Annotated in this window: 15 protein-coding genes and 2 pseudogenes; 7 read left to right on the top strand and 10 right to left on the bottom strand. The window is 53.7% G+C overall.

Annotation, left to right across the window (positions count from 1 at the left end; genetic code table 11):
- The first annotated feature begins 539 nt into the window (after positions 1-539).
- Positions 540-1,025, top strand: coding sequence for a cupin (locus tag J5276_RS23980; RefSeq protein ID WP_111796499.1), 486 nt, complete (start codon positions 540-542; stop codon positions 1,023-1,025).
- A gap of 69 nt (positions 1,026-1,094) precedes the next feature.
- Here the strand turns inward: J5276_RS23980 and J5276_RS23975 are convergent, their stop codons facing one another.
- A complete protein-coding gene (locus tag J5276_RS23975; RefSeq protein WP_111796500.1) occupies positions 1,095-1,691 on the bottom strand; it encodes a TetR/AcrR family transcriptional regulator in 597 nt (198 codons plus the stop codon).
- An 81-nt stretch (positions 1,692-1,772) separates the two neighbouring features.
- Here J5276_RS23975 and bdcA point away from each other — a divergent pair, with 81 nt between their 5' ends.
- Positions 1,773-2,480 carry an SDR family oxidoreductase gene (gene bdcA / locus J5276_RS23970; protein WP_209159679.1) on the top strand — a complete coding sequence of 236 codons (708 nt, stop codon included), beginning with the start codon at positions 1,773-1,775 and terminating at the stop codon, positions 2,478-2,480.
- A 121-nt stretch (positions 2,481-2,601) separates the two neighbouring features.
- Here bdcA and J5276_RS23965 read toward each other — a convergent pair whose 3' ends face one another.
- Both J5276_RS23965 and J5276_RS23960 read right to left on the bottom strand, forming a co-directional pair.
- The gene (locus J5276_RS23965; protein ID WP_111796502.1) at positions 2,602-3,306 is read right to left on the bottom strand and encodes an anti-sigma factor domain-containing protein; all 705 of its coding nucleotides are present in this window, start codon (positions 3,304-3,306) and stop codon (positions 2,602-2,604) included.
- Positions 3,303-3,848, bottom strand: a complete 546-nt coding sequence (locus J5276_RS23960; protein ID WP_065659391.1) for a sigma-70 family RNA polymerase sigma factor — start codon at positions 3,846-3,848, stop codon at positions 3,303-3,305. The genes J5276_RS23965 and J5276_RS23960 overlap by 4 nt, the downstream gene beginning before the upstream one ends.
- Before the next feature lie 204 nt (positions 3,849-4,052).
- Between J5276_RS23960 and J5276_RS23955 the strand changes: the two genes are divergently transcribed.
- The gene (locus J5276_RS23955; protein WP_111796503.1) at positions 4,053-4,841 is read left to right on the top strand and encodes a DUF4394 domain-containing protein; all 789 of its coding nucleotides are present in this window, start codon (positions 4,053-4,055) and stop codon (positions 4,839-4,841) included.
- A gap of 464 nt (positions 4,842-5,305) precedes the next feature.
- Positions 5,306-5,820: pseudogene (locus tag J5276_RS23950) on the top strand (IS3 family transposase); the annotation flags it as partial.
- A 73-nt stretch (positions 5,821-5,893) separates the two neighbouring features.
- Here the strand turns inward: J5276_RS23950 and J5276_RS23945 are convergent.
- Positions 5,894-6,187, bottom strand: a complete 294-nt coding sequence (locus J5276_RS23945; protein WP_111796814.1) for a hypothetical protein — start codon at positions 6,185-6,187, stop codon at positions 5,894-5,896.
- Positions 6,184-6,279, bottom strand: a complete 96-nt coding sequence (locus tag J5276_RS30455; protein ID WP_236761605.1) for a hypothetical protein — start codon at positions 6,277-6,279, stop codon at positions 6,184-6,186. Before J5276_RS30455 ends, J5276_RS23945 begins: the two co-directional genes overlap by 4 nt.
- Positions 6,280-6,520: 241 nt before the next feature.
- On the opposite strand from J5276_RS30455, the gene J5276_RS23935 reads away from it, so the two are divergent.
- Positions 6,521-7,740, top strand: a protein-coding gene (locus J5276_RS23935; protein ID WP_111784165.1) for an IS3 family transposase whose coding sequence is annotated in 2 segments (ribosomal slippage) — positions 6,521-6,860 and positions 6,860-7,740 — 1,221 coding nt in all. Because the reading frame shifts where the segments join, the coding sequence is not laid out codon by codon here.
- 164 nt (positions 7,741-7,904) lie between these two features.
- Here J5276_RS23935 and J5276_RS30815 read toward each other — a convergent pair.
- Positions 7,905-8,177, bottom strand: a complete 273-nt coding sequence (locus tag J5276_RS30815; protein ID WP_370647639.1) for a transposase — start codon at positions 8,175-8,177, stop codon at positions 7,905-7,907.
- 112 nt (positions 8,178-8,289) lie between these two features.
- On the opposite strand from J5276_RS30815, the pseudogene J5276_RS23925 reads away from it, so the two are divergent.
- A pseudogene (locus tag J5276_RS23925) lies at positions 8,290-8,622 on the top strand (transposase); the annotation flags it as partial.
- 168 nt (positions 8,623-8,790) lie between these two features.
- On the opposite strand, the gene J5276_RS23920 reads toward J5276_RS23925, so the two are convergent.
- The 3 genes from J5276_RS23920 to J5276_RS23910 form a co-directional block, all read right to left on the bottom strand.
- Positions 8,791-9,648, bottom strand: coding sequence for an FkbM family methyltransferase (locus J5276_RS23920; protein WP_111796813.1), 858 nt, complete (start codon positions 9,646-9,648; stop codon positions 8,791-8,793).
- A 115-nt stretch (positions 9,649-9,763) separates the two neighbouring features.
- Positions 9,764-10,879, bottom strand: a complete 1,116-nt coding sequence (locus J5276_RS23915; RefSeq protein ID WP_111796812.1) for a GSCFA domain-containing protein — start codon at positions 10,877-10,879, stop codon at positions 9,764-9,766.
- Positions 10,872-11,669 carry a hypothetical protein gene (locus tag J5276_RS23910; protein WP_111796811.1) on the bottom strand — a complete coding sequence of 266 codons (798 nt, stop codon included), beginning with the start codon at positions 11,667-11,669 and terminating at the stop codon, positions 10,872-10,874. The genes J5276_RS23915 and J5276_RS23910 overlap by 8 nt, the downstream gene beginning before the upstream one ends.
- A gap of 264 nt (positions 11,670-11,933) precedes the next feature.
- Between J5276_RS23910 and J5276_RS23905 the strand changes: the two genes are divergently transcribed.
- Positions 11,934-13,147 (top strand): IS3-like element IS426 family transposase gene (locus tag J5276_RS23905; RefSeq protein ID WP_112354636.1). Its coding sequence is split into 2 segments (ribosomal slippage): positions 11,934-12,270 and positions 12,270-13,147, totalling 1,215 coding nucleotides; the frame shifts between segments, so codons are not numbered across the junction.
- A gap of 241 nt (positions 13,148-13,388) precedes the next feature.
- Here J5276_RS23905 and J5276_RS23900 read toward each other — a convergent pair.
- Positions 13,389-14,513 carry a glycosyltransferase family 2 protein gene (locus tag J5276_RS23900; protein ID WP_111796810.1) on the bottom strand — a complete coding sequence of 375 codons (1,125 nt, stop codon included), beginning with the start codon at positions 14,511-14,513 and terminating at the stop codon, positions 13,389-13,391.
- Between the last annotated feature and the right edge of the window lie 10 nt (positions 14,514-14,523).

Raw genomic sequence — 14,523 nt, 5'->3', positions numbered from 1 at the left:
AAACAGGCCGCGGCATGAGGCCTCGTCGCTGTATTGCGAGCGACAGGCCTCTTTTTGAATACGACGCATGCACAAAAATGCCGCAGTAGTGAGCGGATTGTATTGTTCATTCTTGCAGCGTCCGCTGCCCTGGTCACGATTCTTCCCCAAAACCGCAGCTTGTTTGTAGCTCAGTATTTAGAGCTGCGACCACCATTCACATCGTCTTTCGGTTGTGATCGTTGCAGGAGGTGAAATCTATAAGAAATTTATCGAGGGGCCCCTCGCCACAAAACTCAAGCCGATGACGGCAAAACCTCGTACAATATTAAGCTGTGCATATTGCTGAGCAGTGTCGCCATAGCCCCATACCCTGAACATCATCCGCGAATATGCTCCCGCGACCACTTTTGGGTTATCATAGTCACTGATGGAACTGCTGCGCCGGCACGTTTATCCAATCGTAGCGCGAATGGCTGGCCAACCTCGCTCTGGCGGCGGAACAAGTGGTAGCTAGCTTAAAGGGTCTTAAGCCGACCAAATACGCAAGGAACATTCATATGAAAGTTGAAAAAATCACTTTCGATCCAAGCTGTCGGATCCCCAATAACCAGACCTTCCCTGTCATCATCTATCGGCAAGTCAGCTCGCCATTCGATTCCGCTGCTTTCGAGGCACTGTTCGCACGAAACGGATGGCGCGGCATCTGGCGCAATGGTGTGTTTGCCTATCACCATTACCACAGCGGCGCGCATGAAGTTCTGGGCGTGGGGGGCGGTGAAGCGACGCTGCAGATTGGCGGGCCGGATGGGCAACCCTTGCACGTTACGCAAGGTGACTGTCTGGTCTTGCCAGCCGGCACAGGCCACATGAAGCTGAAATCCTCTGCGGATTTTCAGGTTGTCGGCGCTTATCCACCCGGCCAGGAGGCCGATATTCAGACGTCTGCACCAACCAGTGCGATGCTTGCACAGATAAAGTCTTTGCCAAAGCCGACAACCGACCCCGTGCACGGAGCATCAGGTGGCCTGATCGATCTCTGGTGAGAATGAGCCAGGTTTTCGAAACCTGCCAGCTTCCTTCACTAGTAAGAAGTATTGAGACTGCTCCGAGATTCAAGCCTCGGAAAGCTCCTGCTTCACCGCTCCCCCCGCAACGCGCGCAATACTCAGGAGTCGCTCGACATCGCGGCCAATCCGTGCCATTCCGGAGAGACCAACCATGGTTGAGCTTACGAAATCCGCCAGACGCTCAGCCTCTTCCGGATGGCGCGCGGCGATATAGGAGCGGATCACGCCCTCTGCCGCCGTGTGAAAAAAGCTTGCTGCGGCACGCGCCTCTTCATCGTCGCAGCGCGTGCCTTCCAGAACGAGGCAGCCAGGGGCTGCGGAATGAGCGGTATAACGCCTTGCTGCATCTTCCAGCAACGCCGCAAGGCATTCCCCAACAGGACGATCCAACCGCAGGATATCGGCAAGAGGAATTGCTTCCGTGCCGGCGTAGAGATCAAGAACCCGCTTGTAGAGGCCCATCTTGCTGCCGAAAGCGGCATAAAAGCTTGGCGGGTTGATGCCTAACACCGAGGTAATCTCCGCGACGCCCACAGCATCAAAGCCACGCGCGTGGAAAAGCTGCTTGGCCGTGGCCACAGCCTGATCAGGATCAAAACGGCGCGGACGGCCGCGGGAGCGAATATTTTTTGTATCGGTCATTACATAATATCTTGACGAGTGAGTTATTCGGTATTTATGTATCGATCATTAAATTAATTTTCAAGGTCATGGAGAGTGCTCGTGTTTCAAGGAAAATCCGTTCTGGTTCTCGGCGGCAGCCGTGGCATAGGCGCAGCCATCGTGCGGCGGTTTCCAGACGAAGGTGCAAAGGTAACGTTCACCTATGGCGCATCCCAAGGTGCGGCGGAAGAGCTGGCGAAAGCGACGGGCAGCACTTCCATACGGGCGGACAGTGCTAACCGCGACGAAGTCATCCGCGTCGTGCGTGACAGTGGTCCTCTGGACATATTGATCGTGAACTCCGGGATCGCCATTTTTGGCGATGCTCTCGAGCAGGACCCTGATGCCATCGACCGCCTGTTTCAGATCAACATCCAGACGCCCTATCACGCCTCTGTGGAGGCGGCGCGGCAGATGCCTGACGGTGGCAGGATTATCGTTATCGGCTCAGTCAATGGAGACCGGATGCCGGTGCCGGGCATGGCCTCTTACGCCGTTTCCAAATCGGCCTTGCAGGGGCTGGCGCGCGGTTTGGCACGCGACTTCGGGCCGCGCGGCATCACCATCAACGTTGTGCAGCCCGGCCCGATCGACACCGACGCGAACCCGGAAAACGGGCCGATGAAAGACCTGATGCACAGCTTCATGGCACTCAAGCGCCATGGACGGCCGGAGGAAGTGGCCGGTATGGTGGCCTGGCTTTCCGGGCCTGAAGCCGGTTTTGTGACGGGCGCGATGCACACGATCGATGGCGCATTTGGCGCCTGATAGATTGCCTGATTGTTTGCGGCCGGTTTCGGGACATCAAGATGCTGGTGCCCGAAACCGGCGGATAGAATGCGGCGAAGGAAATTTCGCCGCGATCTTATCGGTTTTGCCTTTGGGCGATCTATCGCGGCATTCGGGCGAATCCCTTTGCCAGAATTGGGCCGGTTGGCCTTCCTGTTGGTGATCCGCCTGCCTGTTCAAGCGTGATCTCGTAGAGCTGGTCGCTTCTGGGGGTCGGTAAAGCCGGTCCATCGAGACGCGCTGAACGAACGCCATCGATCAGGCCGAGCGAGACCGGGCCAACATCCTTGGAGGGCAATGTCCATACCTGAATCGTCTTGTCTCCAGGCACTGCAAAGTCGGCTAGCATCCGCACGGTTGCTCTTTCGTTGCCAAAATCCTCAACAACGGCCTGAACCTCACCTGTCTCGTTGACTAGGACTGCGATCACCAGTGGCTCCGTTGGCCGTGTCAGGCTAAGCGTAAGGCCGGCGGCGAGCACGACGGTTGCGGCAATGGCGGACACGGCAATGGCGCGCCAGCGGATTGTGCTGTTGTCGTTTGCCGTGTGGGTGGGCTTGAGGGATGCGGATTTCGACTGGAGCGGCAGGCGGGATTCGATGTTGCTCCACAATTCGCCCTTGATGGCTGCCGGCTCGACGGCAGTATCGAGCGGCAGAAAGCGCTCACGGCTGGCCGCGATTGCCGCCCGCAATTCGCCATCCGTTTCCATTGCCGCCTCAACAGCCTTGGCTTCGGAGGTCTCCAGCAAGCCCAATACAAAGTCATCGGCGATGGCGGGAATATCTTTGCGCTCCATCATCATGCCATGCACTCCCGAAGCGCCGAAAGGCCGCGCCTGATCCAGGATTTCGTCGTTCCAAGCGGAATGCGCAACCGACCAGCGATTTCGCCGTGGGAATATCCGGCCACGTAGGCCATCAGGATGCCCTGTCTCTTTGTCTCCTCAAGACCGCCGAGACATTCATAAAGGCGTGAATTCCGATCGAGCTTCTGCCATGCGGCCATTACTTCATCTGCCTGCGCGCCATCGCGGAGCGTTTCAACATCCTCCACGGGGAGTTCACGCCTGCTGTCGCGCAGAAGATTAAGCGCCCTGTTTCTGACGATCGCGTAAATCCAGCCGCGCGCCGAACCCTGATCTGCCCGATACTGGTGCGCATGGGTCCAGATGCGCACGAAGCTCTCCTGTACCACCTCTTCCGCCAGTTCCCTGCGCTTGACGATGCGCTCTGCCACTGCAATCAGCCGGCCTGCCTCGCGATCGAAAATCGCACGCAATGCGTTTTTGTCCCCTTCTGCGCAGGCAGTGAGCGCCCTGTGTAGATCGTCCGGCACGGAGCCCATCTGCATTTGAAACCTTTCAACGTCTGATCGCCAGCATGGTCGACTTGGGCATAATACCCATCGTGGCGGCATATGGATGCATCTCGCAAATATTTTTTCGCTGTCTGCATCCAAATGCACCCTGCCCGGTGTCTTGAACTGTGGAAGCGTCGAAAACCAACCGCTGGACGCCTTCCGAACGGTTCAACGCACGGGAGAAACACCATGAATATCATCCGCTCCACTCTGATCGCCTCCGCCGCTTTCGCAGCATCGGCAAGCATCGCGGTTTCAGCACCGGTCCTCGGGCTGACCGGCGACAAGACGCTCGTCATGTTCGACACTGACAAGCCTGCCGTCACAAAGACAATGGATGTCACCGGCGTCGACAAGCTCGTTGGTATCGATTTTCGCCCCGGGAACAAGACCGTCATCGGTGTGACGCCGGACCACCGCATCGTCTCCATCAACCTTGAGACAGGTGCTGCAACCGATGTGGCCAAGATGGACAAGATGCTGACCATGACCGAAGCGCCTGTTGTGGTCGATTTCAACCCAGCAGCGGATCGTCTTCGCTTCATGACCGGCACGACCAATCATCGCGTGCATCCCGATACCGGCGCTGTGACGGTTGATGGAACACTGGCTTTTGAAGATGGCGACATGCACAAGGGAGAAACGCCAAACATCGTTGCCGCCGCCTATACCAACTCTATCGGCAAGCCGGAAAAGACGGCGATGTACAATATCGACGCGACCATCGGCGCCCTGGTTCAGCAGACGAAGCCGAATGATGGCACACTGAAGGCAATCGGCAAGCTCGGCCTCAAGGACATGCCGGCAACCTACGCATTCGATATCCACGGCGAGGAAGGCGGCAAGAACACCGCATACCTGGCCGCCGGCAACACGCTCTACACCATCAACCTCGAAACAGGCGCAGCAAGCGAAATCGGCGGGATCACAGGCGCAGACAACGGCTTGCGCGATATGACTGTTCTTCCCGCGATGTGATTGGGGGTCGTAGGTCCGCGTTTGCGCTATACGAGAAAGGCTGGTCCGGTTATGCGGGCCGGCTGGTTTTATTGCACGGGCTCTGGCTCAGATTGCATGTGCGAAAATGCTGACATGTGATGAACCCGTTGTATCTTACCCGCAGAGTGCCTATTAGCATTTCGTTGGCTTGTAAGGTAAAAGTGATTTTTCAGATAAAGTTAAGCAGCTGCGTACATTCTCCGATAACCGATGCCGACGTGCTTTCTTAGCCACCTCATTATGATCCAACCCGTTCCGGCTCTCAGACACTTTGAAGCGTGAGGTTATGGTTGATGTCGATAATTCTGAGAACAGAGCTGGCTCGGGAAATCTCGACAGCTGGGATAAGTGGAATTTCTGCCTGACTTCGGCTTAAATGCCGGGAACAGGAGTGACCCTGACGAGACGACCGCCGGAACCATAGCCCAGCTTTCAAGGCAAAAGTGGCGCTGGCCGCCATCCGAGGCAAGCAGACGCTGGTGGAATTGTCCCAGCAGTTTGACGTGCATGCCAACCAGATCAAACAGTGGAAAGACCAGCTCCTTGAGGGGGCGACAGGCGTTTTTGGTGATGAAACCAAGGCCGAACCGACGAGCCCAACCGTCGATGTGAAAACACTGCACGCCAAGATCGGTGAACTGACACTGGAGAACGATTTTTTAGCCGGAGCGCTCGGCAAGGCGGGATTGCTGGGCGGAAAGAAATGATCGACCGCGCACACAAACTGTCGGTCGCACGGCAGGCGAAGCTACTCGGCTTTAGCTGTGGCAGCGTCTATTATCTGCCTCGTCCAGTGCCCGACGGCGATCTGGCTTTGATGCGCCGGATCGACGAACTGCATCTCGACTACCCATTCGCCGGATGTCGGATGTTGCAAGGGCTCTTGAGAGGAGAAGGGCTGAAAACCGGGCGACTCCACGTCGCCACGCCGATGAAGAAGATGGGCATCGAAGCAGTCGAGGACTGCGCTGGCCCGTTGTACCCCTCCGGTGAAGGCCGCGGACATGATATCGCGTGCCATTTTTTACCGGCTATACACGCGGTAATTTGCCTGCAACGATGCTGAACTCTTCGATAGTCAAACCAGTCAGCGTCGGCGTTTCCCAGTCGAAAAATCGAGTATCGTGGATGACCTGATTAATTAGCAGCCGAGTGGCTGACAACTCTCGAAGGGAGAGGTCTGTCCTCTCAACAACGTCGGCAACTTTGTTGACAATGGCATCGACTATTGGCCCGATTGTTGTCGACACGATCACAATGTGGCCGTCGGCTTCGAGCTGGAGGAGTGCCTCACGCACAACATTGCTCAGCGCGTGATCATTCATTCGATGCCTTCCAGCAGATAACCGAGCTGCCCAGGCATAATCACGACGGTTCCATCGGCCGCCGACCGCCATATGAAGCGTCCCCGCTCCAGCTTCTTCGTGGACAGGCAGGCTCCCTGGCCATCATGCCAGATGACCTTTCAAGCCACCGCCACGACCGCGGAAGACGAACAGATGGCCGCACATCGGATCGCGCTTCAGCGTCTATTGCACCATCAGCGACAGACCGGGAAAAGCCTTTGCGCACGTCCGTATGGCCGGTCGCTGTAGTGGCCCCCTAAATCCCCGGACACGATCTCCCACTTGTTAAGTGTTAGGAGTAATGTGCCCATTATGACCAGTCACATACCTAAGATAGAAGTGTTGTCCGGCCCTGAGCGCCGCCGTCGCTGGTCGACAGCGGAGAAGCTTGCGATAGTCCAGGAGACCTACGAGCCTGATGTCACGGTCAGCATCGTTGCCCGACGGCACGGCATTCAGCCAAACCAGTTGTTTGCTTGGCGCAAACTAGCGGCGCAGGGTGCATTGACGGCGACGGCATCGCAGGAAGAGGTCGTCCCGGCATCCGAATACAGGGCACTTCAGAACCAGGTGAAAGAGTTGCAGCGCCTCCTCGGCAAAAAGACGATGGAAGGCGAAATCCTGAAGGAAGCGCTTGAGATCGCATCAGGGTCAAAAAAACACCTGTTGCGCTCGCTCTCGTTGCCGAAGGACGGTTCGCGATGACGGCGGTGTGCGAGACCTTGGGTGTCGCCCGATCCAACATAGCGGAACGTGTGAGGCAACGTCCTTCCAGAACCCGGGGGCGGCCGCCGCTCGCCGATCAGGAACTGATGGATGAGATCAAGACGATCATCGATGACATGCCGACCTACGGATATCGCCGGGTCCACGCGATCCTGCGCCGTAAAGCCCGCAGCGAAAACCGTCCCTGGCCGAATGCCAAGCGCGTCTACCGCGTGATGAAGGTTCACGGCATGCTCCTTCAGCGCCACACCGGTGCAATCGATACGCGCCGTCACGATGGTCGCGTGTCTGTTGAGCAATCGAACCTGCGATGGTGTTCAGACGGCTTCGAAATCGGATGCGACAATAAGGAGAAGGTGCGCGTTGCCTTCGCTCTCGATTGCTGTGATCGCGAGGCCATCGCCCATGTCGCGACCACCGAGGGCATCAAGAGCGAGGACGTCCAGAACCTTGTCATCACGGCTGTTGAGAACCGCTTTGGTCTCATCAACACCCTTCCAAAGCCAATCGAATGGCTGACGGACAACGGCTCCTGCTTCATCGCAAAGGATACCAGGTCGCTGCTCATCGATATCGGCATGGAGCCGTGTTCAACGCCCGTTCGCAGCCCCCAGTCCAACGGAATGGCCGAAGCCTTCGTCAAAACCTTCAAGCGCGATTACGTCTCGGTCAACCCCTTGCCAGACGCCATGACCGTCATCGCGCAACTGCCCTCATGGTTCGAACACTACAACACCCTTCACCCGCATAAGGCATTGGGGTATTGCTCGCCTCGTGAGTTCTTAAACCGTCAAACACAAACCTGATCTTGTCCGGTTTTTAAGGGGCAACTCCAGTCGCCAACCAGACCTTCACACCAGCAGGAATCGGGATCATCGCCGACCCAGCACACAATCGAGAATGCGGCCAAGCGCCTCCGTGTCAATGTCGCTATCCACACGGAGACGCCGACAGCGGTCCAGCTCAATCATCACATCGCTACGCTTCCGGCAGGGTTGCGGTTCGGTCGGCGTTTCCGTGGCGGTGGGCTGGATTGCCGTCGCGGCACGATCACGGGCATCAACGTGCTCGCCGACTCGAGCCTAGGCTCTTCGATTTGGCAAAGCTCTTTGGGCCACCAAAAGAGCTGGCTGACGTGGATGGCGGCCGCACGGGCAATCTCGGACAGAACCGCACCGGGCTCAAGGCAGGCTGCGACGAGCCGCTCTTTGTCCTCGCGAGACCAGCGCCGACGGCGCTCTATGGACGTGATGACTTAAATTGGACGCTTGGTCATAGGACTACTCCTAGTGTTTGCACTAGGACTCCCGATGTTCGCATCAACCTCGCAAGACGACCCTCACCGTGGGCTTACGGCCCGTTATGGCAAACGCGACATATTCAATACCGACCAGGGATCGCAGTTCACCTCGATGGACTTCACCGCCGTGCTTAAGAAGGCTGAGATTGCCATCTCGATGGATTGCAGGGGTGCGTGGCGGGACAACGTCTTCGTCGAACGGCTCTGGCGTTCGATCAAATACGAGGAAGTCTACCTCCACGCCTACAAAACAGTATCCGGAGCCCGCGTCGGCATCAGCCGATATCTGACCTTCTACAATAGCCGACGCCCACATTCATCCCTTGACCGGCAGACGCCGGATCAAGCCTACTTTAACGCGCTGGCACCAATGATGGTGGCAGCATAATCGAGGCGGAAATCCACTTAGAGAAACGCCCGAAACTGTTCAGACAAACCGATCCACCTCTATCTTTCGGCCTATGGAACGAATTTAAGTGTTGTTTTGCTGAGGACCCATTCAGAACTGAGGATGTTCCCGTAGTCTACTGACTGAGTGCATCTGCAAAGTAGAGCATCAGGCAAAGGGCTTCAGCAATTGTCTCCGTAACCGATTCATGGCTCCGTCGTACACTGCTTTTGATGCTGGCGGGAACGTCCATATATCTAGATAATATAAACGGACGTCCGCAGTCATGAACTGCGCCCTGATGTAACCACATAAATCCATCAACTGCCGCGCATCCAACACATCTTGGGCAATTATGGGGAGGCCAAAATTGTCGAATATGATCGCAGAATACTGCCGTGCTTCAAATTCGGCGAAAACTTTCGGCCAGATGCTAACGGCAGAAGGGTCGAAATTTAACTTCAAGTCGCATTCAAAGAAAAAAATCTTATCGGATATACTAAGAGCTTCCTCGATGATCTGGCCATCCATGCCGTCCGTATCACTTTTAAATAGCGCAATCGAGCCGTACTTTTCGATTGCGAGATTATGTAACTCTCGAACCGTAATTCTGTCTGCAATATTTACTAGGCTTTCGGATTCTACCGGAGTTGCATGGAGCTCGCCGGTGCCCCGATCCTGCTGAAAGGAAAGACTGGCCTCCGCGTGAGATTGCGGAACAACGAACTTTTCAACGACTGTCACCGGGTTATGGATCAACGATATGTTGGCCCTCAAATAGGCCGTATACTTTTCGGACCCCTCGACACAAATAATCGGATTTATGCAGTGCGTTGAGAACATCGCCGCAGAGTCGCCAATATTGGCACCGATATCAATGAATGCGCCCTCTGGATTGGCACCACTTACCTCCTGAATGAGGTCCCCAAACGCCCGATCATACAAAATGTGATTTTTATGAAAATCACTGTAAGGAGTATCCGAGGGCGCTTCTATAATAAATTTACCTATCGGAACTAACTTCATCGCTTCATCACCATCTTATATTTTTTCGCATACAGAAATTAAACTATAACGAGTTTGGAGACCCTGCGCGTTTTTGTTGCTCCAATAGCGGGTAACTATAGGCCTTTGTCGAATGTTAGGCAGACTCGCCCCGTATAACTTCTCTCTTTGATAGAGAAGCTTCTATAAGTTCTTCATCACAAGTGGTCTGAACCACAGTCATCATTCTCTTAATAAAGCTGGGAGTTTCAACTTCTTGTGGAACGGGAATGGCAGTTGGATCGAAATCCGTTGCGTGCCGCAGGAACAATCGCATTACGTGCGACACACCGTCCTCGCTAACGCTCCTGACATCTTCTGCAAAATAAGCGCCGCGATTGAATGCACCCATTATCACTTCGTAAGACGGGAAATATGCAACATTTGAATGAGATCTTTCTAATTGATCACACGCTACTCGCAACACCGACTTTGAATATGTTGTGGAAACCAGCACATGCCTATCTTCAGCTGTAGCAATGAGCGGAACTGGCGATACAGTCAAAATAACCCTAGCATTTGGATTAACCTTAGAGAGCATCTCTAGGAACTGTTCCATATCCGCGACAATTTCTGTCACGCTAAAATTGTGAAACTCATAAATCTCATCACTAAACTCACCACCTGCTACACCAGGACAAACAGGAAAAACGGCTCCATCAGCCCTTGATCTCCATGCTTCTGTCAACCCAAGCGTAAATACAAATACGTCAAGTGTCTCGAACATTTGTCGGACTTTAGCTAGGTGCTGACGTCGATCAGCTAGAAGTTCTGCTTCGCTAGAAAATCCTCTTGGCTCTATACTTGGCCGAAAAGGATCAACAAATAAACCTTGATTATTTAGCCAAACAGATTCGATAGGCTTGAATAAGCCATACGCACGCAAAAAAAGCTGCACCAATTGGCGTGGGGTATAGATGTTGCCGTACCGAGCAGAATAAGTTCCGTAATTGAAAAATTCTCGTTCCGTTTCATCCGCGAGAGGATGCCCTGTTTCAGCAACGAAGTATTGAAATCCGGACTTTTTGAGATGCCTTGCTATGTGTTGCGCAAAACAACTCCCTGCTGTCGCCACTTTGTCGGACGAGGTAATCGTCATAGAAAAATTGACAGCGGGATCAACCTCGGTAGGATGCGGGTCCGCCACCGCTTTCTTCCAACGCGTATACGACGGAAGTGAATGATAGGGAGATTTCACAGTTTTCTCAGTCATAAAGCCAACTCCATCCGCCATATTTCAACCCGAGGCGGCTCTCGAGTTGCTTTAGGATCGCGTTTCCGAAAGAAGGGCCAGCGTGCGTCGAATCGCGGCCGTGCTCTTCAAGTAGAAATCCTTGCTCGTCTTGGGTTTCAACGGGCGTCGATAGAAAATTGATTCCCATTTGATCGCAAAAATCTCTTATGATTTTTGAATGGACGTGCCACATCTTATAACGAAGATAAGGAGGTGCTATTTTTATCGGGGTCTGTTTCTTAAACCAATCTTCTAAATTTCTGACTATAAAATCATTGTCCCTTACTGGCGGGGGTGACTCAAAATGATATACGTCGCTACTTGTCGCGTTTCGCAAGGTTGTCGCATTCAAAAGATACGGCTCCGCAAGCTTTCTCACAAATCTGTCAATGTAATCATACGTTACTAGCTCAGCATCTTCTAAGAAAGGCAAACTCGACTTATCTGGAATTATAAAATCAAAAGGAACAGGATGCTCCTCCAAGGTTAAGACGTTGTGAGCATTACCACCGAACATTGAGACATAAATTCGCTCTTTGTCGCTAGGTACTTTTCTGTTCACCATATCCATAATCGTTGGATTCAAAACATAGTGACCTCCACCTGAATCTATGGAGAATACGAAATCTGAACCCAATCTGATAGTATCAAAGACGAAATATTCGATCGAGTCGTCTCCGCCGTGAACTTCGCCAGGCCGATCGTTAAGATTGAGCACGATCGAGGAAAGATGGCTGTGCCCTAGTACAATAGCTGCCTTACCTGGCATTGATATTCCTAACCTCCGCGTTCAAGCGAATCCAATGATCGCTATATTCACTTAAGCGTCCATGCCTAGCAGCACCACTACCAGAGTTTATGAAGGCTCAGCTCAGTTTTCTCCATCGACTGGCACAACCGTATCTCTATTGCACCACGCTTGGACCTTCAGCACAGCGGCCCAAAAAATACAAGCAACACTGAACTGCCCCCCATTTCGACCGGACAGTCGGCATAAGCAGAAAGGCTCAAGCACAGGCTTGGGTATAGGCTTATGTCTAACGACTATCGACACGTTGAATTGCTGACGGGTGATGTTCGCCGCAGGCGGTGGACAACCGAGCAAAAGCTGACAATCATTGAGCAGAGTTTCGAACCCGGCGAGACGGTATCTTCGACCGCTCGCCGTCATGGCGTCGCGCCCAATTTGCTTTATCGGTGGCGCAGGCTCTTGAGCGAGGGAGGTGCTGCAGCCGTGGATTCTGACGAGCCGGTTGTCGGAAATTCGGAAGTGAAGAAACTGGAGGATCGCGTCCGGGAGTTGGAGCGCATGCTCGGTCGCAAGACGATGGAGGTCGAAATCCTCCGCGAAGCCCTTTCCAAAGCGGACTCAAAAAAACGGATATCGCGGCCGATCTTGTTGCCGAAGGACGGTTCGCGATGAAGGCCGTCGCAGACACGCTGGGCGTCTCCCGTTCCAACCTCATCGAGCGGCTGAAAGGCAGATCAAAGCCGCGTGGGCCATACAACAAGGCCGAGGATGCAGAGCTTCTGCCCGCCATCCGCAGGCTGGTGGATCAAAGGCCAACCTATGGCTATCGGCGGATCGCCGCGCTCCTCAATCGCGAAAGGCGAGCCGCCGATCAGCCTGTCGTCAACGCCAAACGGGTCCATCGCATCATGGGTAACCACGCCATGCTACTGGAGAAGCACACAGCCGTTCGCAAGGGCCGCCTCCACGATGGCAAGGTCATGGTCATGCGCTCCAACCTGCGCTGGTGCTCGGACGGCCTGGAGTTCGCCTGCTGGAATGGCGAGGTCATTCGTCTCGCCTTCATCATCGACGCCTTCGACCGGGAGATCATCGCTTGGACGGCGCTCGCCAATGCCGGAATATCCGGCTCGGACGTCCGCGACATGATGCTGGAGGCGGTCGAGAAACGCTTCCATGCAACCCGAGCCCCGAATGCTATCGAGCATCTGTCTGACAATGGTTCAGCCTATACGGCGCGGGACACGAGGCTGTTTGCGCAAGCACTCAATCTAACGCCCTGCTTCACGCCGGTCGCCAGCCCGCAGTCGAACGGCATGTCGGAAGCCTTCGTCAAAACGTTGAAGCGGGACTATATTCGGATATCAGCTCTACCGGACGCCCAAACAGCGCTCCGGCTCATCGACGGATGGATTGAGGACTACAACGAAATCCATCCCCATTCCGCGCTCAAGATGGCTTCCCCTCGGCAGTTCATCAGGGCTAAATCAATCTAGCCGACTTGTCCGGTGAAATGGGGTGCACTCCAAACACTCAATGGGAAGCGCAATCAAGCCAATTATTGCTAAATTTGACCGCACCGAGGTGAAAAAATCTAACGCGCAATACCGAGCTGCACGATCTCGCAACTCAAACAACCCAAATTGAGCGATTACGATTCTACTTCGCAGGATAGGCTTTGCTTAAGGACGTCCCCACAAAAAATATAATCTCACAGATTAACAACAAGCTCGGCGGTTACCAAACCTGTTCGGGATACGGTCGATAAAGCTGAGCGCCATGCGATGCTTTGTCAAATCCATTGAAGATCAACTTTTCCGGTCCAAATCGCTCCAAAACACTGTCAATTGATCGCATCCCATCAAGAGGCCACGTTTGCGTAAAGCCAGCAAATGTAAATGCCATTATAGCGCGACCTCCTTCGGGAAGTATTTCAACACGCATCTTAGAAGAATATTGCTCATAAGCATTATCACCCCATCCGGGCAAGATACAGTAACCAAAAGCCCTAGCCGCCTCGTTCAAAATGTGATCGACAGCCTCACCTCTATATTTGTCCATAAGCCCGCTTGAGATGAAGACATCACATTGTTTGCGGAAGTCCGGGAATCGCGTGTCGATAATCACTTCATTTTCCGGAACCGTGGTATGCGCCCCGCTAACAAGTCCTGCAGCAACATTAGAGCCTCTACCCTGATGATATACAAACGTCCCAGGGCATAAACACACCCGATACCCCATCTGGAGGCTTCTGAGACTCCAATCTGTCTCTTCGCAATAACCGCGACCAAAGATCGGATCCATCAATCCCACTTTTTTAACTACCTCAACCGGCATCATGATACAGAACGATATACCAGCGGGTGCGTCAAAAACCGAGCTTCCATATTTTCCATGTAAGCTGTCACAAATAAAATCGACAGTGGCTTGATTTGCCAAATATCTATCGGGGTCAGCGTTCTGTATCGAATATATCGAGACGTTATTAGACCAAGCAGTTACCGACCCAACACGATCAGCTTTACATGCTTCGACCATAATCGAGATGAGATTTTTTGGGAAAATGACATCCGAGTTATTAATGGTCACATAATCATAATTCTTCTTGATCGCAGTCAGGAGCCCGAGTGAAACGTTGCGCGGTATACCCAAGTTTCGAGGTGAGCAATAGTACAGTGCACCAAACTCGTCGCATATTCTCGATAGTTCTTCGCTCCAACCGGGCTCGGGACTGGCGTCATCCAAGACGAGTACATCAATAAGCGCATGCGCTTGGTCCATCTCGACTGCACTTTTGATCGCGGCGGGAACGAAAGACCGACCATTGTATACTGTAATAACGTGCAAAACTCTGGGCTTCATTTTCACACCG

The organism is Agrobacterium sp. S7/73, assembly GCF_019355535.1.
GTDB classification, from domain to species: domain Bacteria; phylum Pseudomonadota; class Alphaproteobacteria; order Rhizobiales; family Rhizobiaceae; genus Agrobacterium; species Agrobacterium tumefaciens.
Note: the sequence above shows the minus strand (reverse complement) of the source record. Positions and strands in the feature narration are given on the sequence as shown.

Bases quoted from the DNA above. Each gene is read 5' to 3' on its own strand.
- J5276_RS23975 (WP_111796500.1), bottom strand. From the start codon at position 1,691: ATGACCGATACAAAAAATATTCGCTCCCGCGGCCGTCCGCGCCGTTTT.
- J5276_RS23960 (WP_065659391.1), bottom strand. From the start codon at position 3,848: ATGGGCTCCGTGCCGGACGATCTACACAGGGCGCTCACTGCCTGCGCA.
- J5276_RS23955 (WP_111796503.1), top strand. From the start codon at position 4,053: ATGAATATCATCCGCTCCACTCTGATCGCCTCCGCCGCTTTCGCAGCA.
- J5276_RS23920 (WP_111796813.1), bottom strand. From the start codon at position 9,648: ATGAAGTTAGTTCCGATAGGTAAATTTATTATAGAAGCGCCCTCGGAT.
- J5276_RS23910 (WP_111796811.1), bottom strand. From the start codon at position 11,669: ATGCCAGGTAAGGCAGCTATTGTACTAGGGCACAGCCATCTTTCCTCG.
- J5276_RS23980 (WP_111796499.1), top strand. From the start codon at position 540: ATGAAAGTTGAAAAAATCACTTTCGATCCAAGCTGTCGGATCCCCAAT.
- J5276_RS23945 (WP_111796814.1), bottom strand. From the start codon at position 6,187: ATGAATGATCACGCGCTGAGCAATGTTGTGCGTGAGGCACTCCTCCAG.
- J5276_RS23915 (WP_111796812.1), bottom strand. From the start codon at position 10,879: ATGACTGAGAAAACTGTGAAATCTCCCTATCATTCACTTCCGTCGTAT.
- J5276_RS23900 (WP_111796810.1), bottom strand. From the start codon at position 14,513: ATGAAGCCCAGAGTTTTGCACGTTATTACAGTATACAATGGTCGGTCT.
- J5276_RS23965 (WP_111796502.1), bottom strand. From the start codon at position 3,306: ATGATGATGGAGCGCAAAGATATTCCCGCCATCGCCGATGACTTTGTA.